The sequence below is a fragment of the Nocardioides sp. Root151 genome, from assembly GCF_001427925.1.
In the GTDB taxonomy this organism is placed as follows: domain Bacteria; phylum Actinomycetota; class Actinomycetes; order Propionibacteriales; family Nocardioidaceae; genus Nocardioides.
Map to the genome: position 1 here is coordinate 337,742 of NZ_LMGG01000007.1, position 814 is coordinate 338,555.

The 814-nt window shown below is 70.8% G+C and carries 1 pseudogene; it reads left to right on the plus strand.

The features are described from left to right. Positions 1-814: pseudogene (locus ASD66_RS24830) on the plus strand (hypothetical protein); the annotation flags it as partial.

The following is an 814-nucleotide window of genomic DNA, read 5'->3' on the forward strand; positions in this document are numbered from 1 at the left end:
CCGAAGAAAACCCCTACCGGTCCCTCGACACGAGACGTGCCGAGGCCTTCGGGTGGCTGGCGCGTCCCGCGGAGCTGCTCGCGTTGCTGCTCGAGCACGCCGAGGACCCCGACCCCGGACCACACTCCACCGACCAGGACCAGCCCGGCAACGGCCACGACGAAGCTGGTGACACCGACGCCGACGCCGACGATGCAGACGCGGACGAGGGCGGCAGCGACGACCAGGGCCAGCCCAGTGACAGTGAGCCCGCCGGCAAAAGCGACGCGGCCCGCGACGACAACCAGACCGGAGCCGACCACGAGCCGGAAGACGCGGACCCCGGCTCGTCACCGGTGGCGTGGGCCGAGGGATTCCCGGCGCATCTGCTCGACGCGCTCCGCCAAATCGATCCGACCAAGCTGCGGCCCCGGGCCGTGGTCTACGTCCACCTCCACCAGGCCGCCCTGTCCACCAGCCACCCCACCGGACGCGGGACCGTGGCCAAGGTCGAGGACGCCGGCCCCATGCTCCCAACCAACCTCGCCCCTATGCTCGGCACAGCCCTGGTCCAGGTCACCGAGGTGATCGACCTCAACCAGACCACCCCGACCGCGACCTACGTGCACCCGCAATGGCTCAAGGACCGGGTCCAGCTGCTCAGCCCCCGCACCGCCTTCCCCCACTCCACCACCGTGAGCCGACGCGTCGACTACGACCACCCCGTCCCCTACGACCACAACCCGTCAGCGCCACCGGCCCAGACCGGTGTCCACAACTCCGCCCCACTGGGCCGCTACCAACACCGGGTGAAGACCCACGCCCAGTTCACCGT